Consider the following 3749-nt stretch of genomic DNA (forward strand, 5'->3'; position numbering starts at 1 on the left):
GTCTTCTTTTGTGTATCCTCTCTGCTCGCCTATGGCCTTGCTTGTGTGTCGTAGACGTATTCAGAATTGAGGGGTGCCTGCCTCTGGCTTCTATAACTATATTCTTCTTCCCCACCTACCTTCTTCGTCGATGTGGACTATACCTTCTCTTGACAGCTTGGAGAGAACTGCACGTACCGTGGTCATAGTAAGCAACACGTTCTCCCACCCCCTCTCCCCACCTGTCTCCTTCAAGACCTTCACAGCCAGCGTGGTCACGTCCCCCGGCAACGCGGACAACACAAGCCTAACAGCCCTCTCCGCCGCCGACTTGTTGATATCTAGAAGCTCCCCAATCCGCTTTCTACTCCCCAAGACGGGGCCGTGCCCCATCACCAGCGTCTCTGGGTCTATTTCTCTAATCTTGTCCAGCGACGCTATGAATAAATCCACGTCCATGAGGTACGGCACGCCGTACTTCTCTAGAACTTTCTCCCCGAAGACGGCGTCGCCGGCGTAAAGCAAGCCGTCTATGTAGTACCCCACGTGGCCAAAGGTGTGGCCCGGCAGAGGCACCACTTCGAAAGGCCCAACTTTGTCGCCAGGCTTAACCACTGCGCTTACCTTTATATCTTCCCCCTTGTAAACTGCCCCCTCTGTATACACGCCGTGGGTAAAGAACAGCCGCGCCTTGACGCTGGCTACGAAAAGCTCCTCACCCCACGGCGCGTAGACCTCCGCCCCCTCCGGCACGGCAGTTAGGTGATCTGCATGGAAGTGCGTCAGCAGGATCCGGGGCGTCCTCCCCACCGCCGAGAGTATCTCCGCGGCCCTCTCCTTCGGCTGACCTGGATCGACCACGTACTCCCCCACGACTAGAGTATTAGGCGAGCCTCTCAACAGCCTCACCCCCCTCCTAATCTCCATATTTATGGAATCCGGTAATGTATTTATTTATGTGGCTGTAGCCGCGTGTGACCTTCTCTATAGTGGCTACAGACGGCGTCGACGTAGGCGTCGCCGTGTCTTCAAAATTTGTCGCCGTAGGCGCGTTTGTACCCCACGTCGAGGCTTCTGTGGGTGCCGTGGCTACGCAGTGCTACGCTAATCCGCGGCTGGGCAAGCTAATACTGGCGCTGATGAGGCAAGGCGTCCACGCTAAAGAGGCGGTGGAGAGGGCGGTGGCCCAGGACTCTGAGAGGGAGCTTAGACAGATAGGGGCTGTCGACGCCAGAGGCAACGCCTACGGCTTTACCGGCCGGCAGTGCCCCGAGTACGCTGGTCATGTCGTTGGTAGCGGCTACGTGGCTCTAGGCAACATCTTGGCGGGGCCGCAGGTGGTTGAGGCCATGGCTAAGGCCTTTGAGACGCAGAGAGGGGGGCTGGTGGATAAACTAATAGCCGCCTTAGAAGCCGGGGAGAGGGCGGGCGGAGACAGAAGGGGCAAGCAGTCGGCGGCGGTTGTTGTACTAAGACCGGGAGGCGGCTACCTCGGCCTCACAGACGTGTACGTCGACATTAGGGTGGACGACCACCCGGAGCCCGTGGCGGAGCTCAAAAGGATATTCAAGATATGGGAGCTGACTCTACTCCAGAGAGACGACCCGAGAGACGTGGTGTTGAAAAAAGACGTGGCGCGGGAGGTGCAGGAAGCCTTGAGGCGGCTTGGGTTCTACAAAAAAGAGCCGACTGGGGTGTGGGATGAGGAGACTGAGAAAGCCTTCAGAGACTGGGCTGGCTACGAAAACTTTGAAAACAAGATAAGAGGCGACGACAAGATCTGGGGCTCCCTCTACCGATACCTCATAGAGGCGTCAAGAAGGAGTTAAAACCACAGGCAACTCGCCCACGTATCTAAGCCCCCACTTGTACATCTCTAGCTTAACGGCGTGGATCTCCACCCCGGCGCCGCGTGCCCTTACGAGGCTCTCGGCGAACCTCCTATCCATGCGCCAGTTGGGGGACATCACCCCAGCCCTCTTTCTAAAGACGAGGAAGACGACGTGCGCCTCGTAACCCTCGGCGGTTGCCCTAGCCAGCTCCTCCATGTGCCTAGCCCCCCTCGCGGTCGGCGCGTCTGGGAACAAGGCCCTCCCAGACTCCTCTAGCGTCACCCCCTTCACCTCCACCAGCGCGGGCCTGCCGCCGGGCGACCTAAGCAACAGGTCGAAGCGGCCGCTCCCGAAGACCGGCTCCCTCTTCTCCACCACGTAGCCTCTGAAAAGAAGCCCGCCCTCGACTAGCCACGCCGCCACTTTGTTATGTATCGAAGAGTCTACGAGCACCAGCTCGTCGTCCAGCTCCACAGCCGTCAGGTAGTAGTCGGTCTTCCCCCCGCTCTTCCTCCTCGCCCATATCTTCGCGCCTGGGAACAGCAACTCCCTCAACCTGCCGGGGTCGTGTATGTGGACAGACGCCTCCCTCCCCTCGATAAGCGCAACGCCGGCGAATCTGTTCAACCTCTTGACGAAAATCCCCCACGAGTCGGGCGCCGGGAGGGGGAAATCCATAAAAATAGACACACGACCCATTTTAATGTCATTCACCAGACTGAGGCTCCCCCTGCCGGGGATGGAGCTCGGCCACGTCAACGTCTACCTCGTCAAATGCAGTGACGGATACGGTCTGGTGGACGTGGGGCTCGCCACCTACGACTCCGCACTGGCGTTGTTAAGAGGGCTAAAGCAACTCGGCGTAAGGCCTGGGGAGATAACCAAGGTATTCGTCACCCACTTCCACGCCGATCATATAACACTGGCGCAGTTCCTCGCCGAGGTCTCGTCGCCGGATTTCCACATCGGCGAAGGCGAGATAAGCCGCGTAGCCTCCAGCTTCGACGACTTAGCGAAGATGTACGCAGAGGAGTACAAGAGACACGGCGCGCCTGCAGAAGTCGCCGAGGCGTTCCTAAAAGTACACCCAATGTCCCGATTTAGAAAGTCGTTTGAAGACGTGTGGAGACTCCAGTGGAGATCTGTAAGAGACGGCGAAGGCCTCGACTGCGGCCTAAGAGCCATCTCCACGCCGGGCCACACCCCCGGACACACGGTCTACGCCGCAGAGCACGGAATCTTCACCGGCGACCACGTCTTGCCCAAGATAACGCCAAACATATCGTGGTACCCAATTTCAGGTTTCAACCCGCTAAAAGAGTACCTAAAAAGCCTGAAGAAAGTAGCTACAAACAAAAGGGGCTACCCAGCCCACGGAGATGAGATAGGCAATCTCGCCTTGCGGGCAGAGGAGCTGGTTAGACACCACGAGGAGAGGCTAAGAGAAGTCATGGCCGTGCTGAGGGAGCCCATGACCACCTACCAAGTAGCTCAGAAAATCAGCTGGGACGCCGGACCATTCGAACAGTTCGACGTATATAACAAAATCTTCGCAATAGGCGAGGCATACAGCCACCTACTCTACCTAGAAGAGGCGGGTCTTGTGAGGCGCGTTGAGAAAGACAAGGTGTATTGGCTACCCGCCGAACGGCGGGATAATCTGCAAAACATCCCCCTCCCTTAGAGGAGTTTTTAAACCATTTAAAAAATCTATAGAGCGTCCGTTAATCCATATATCATGCATCGGTACAATCTCCTCACCCCTCAGCAACCTCCCCTTCAGACCTGGAAACCTCCGCTCCAGCTCGTCAAGCGCCTCCCCCACCGTGGCGCCCTCACCCAGCTCAAGCTCCAGCGTAACAACGTCATAACTCTTAAGGCCAAAATACGCCGGGCCAAAAATCTTGACAACAACCCTCATAAAGTACACAAATCAGG

5 protein-coding genes are annotated in these 3749 nt (G+C 57.3%); 2 read left to right on the forward strand and 3 right to left on the reverse strand.

Annotated elements, in window-relative coordinates:
• Window positions 1–96: 96 nt before the first annotated feature.
• The gene (locus ACP5J3_RS11870; protein ID WP_428495881.1) at window positions 97–906 is read right to left on the reverse strand and encodes an MBL fold metallo-hydrolase; all 810 of its coding nucleotides are present in this window, start codon (window positions 904–906) and stop codon (window positions 97–99) included.
• A 47-nt stretch (window positions 907–953) separates the two neighbouring features.
• On the opposite strand from ACP5J3_RS11870, the gene ACP5J3_RS11875 reads away from it, so the two are divergent.
• The gene (locus ACP5J3_RS11875) at window positions 954–1808 is read left to right on the forward strand and encodes a DUF1028 domain-containing protein (RefSeq protein WP_428495882.1); all 855 of its coding nucleotides are present in this window, start codon (window positions 954–956) and stop codon (window positions 1806–1808) included.
• Here the strand turns inward: ACP5J3_RS11875 and sfsA are convergent.
• Complete coding sequence (gene sfsA / locus ACP5J3_RS11880; RefSeq protein WP_428495883.1) at window positions 1794–2489, reverse strand: DNA/RNA nuclease SfsA; 696 nt, start codon at window positions 2487–2489, stop codon at window positions 1794–1796. The two genes, ACP5J3_RS11875 and sfsA, sit on opposite strands and share 15 nt — an antisense overlap.
• A gap of 25 nt (window positions 2490–2514) precedes the next feature.
• On the opposite strand from sfsA, the gene ACP5J3_RS11885 reads away from it, so the two are divergent.
• The gene (locus ACP5J3_RS11885; RefSeq protein ID WP_428495884.1) at window positions 2515–3495 is read left to right on the forward strand and encodes an MBL fold metallo-hydrolase; all 981 of its coding nucleotides are present in this window, start codon (window positions 2515–2517) and stop codon (window positions 3493–3495) included.
• Here ACP5J3_RS11885 and ACP5J3_RS11890 read toward each other — a convergent pair.
• On the reverse strand, window positions 3448–3732 hold the full coding sequence (locus ACP5J3_RS11890) for a MoaD/ThiS family protein (RefSeq protein ID WP_428495885.1): 285 nt from the start codon (window positions 3730–3732) through the stop codon (window positions 3448–3450). The two genes, ACP5J3_RS11885 and ACP5J3_RS11890, sit on opposite strands and share 48 nt — an antisense overlap.
• Window positions 3733–3749: the final 17 nt, after the last annotated feature.

Origin of the sequence: Pyrobaculum sp., from assembly GCF_049971835.1 — an archaeon.
GTDB lineage: Archaea > Thermoproteota > Thermoprotei > Thermoproteales > Thermoproteaceae > Pyrobaculum.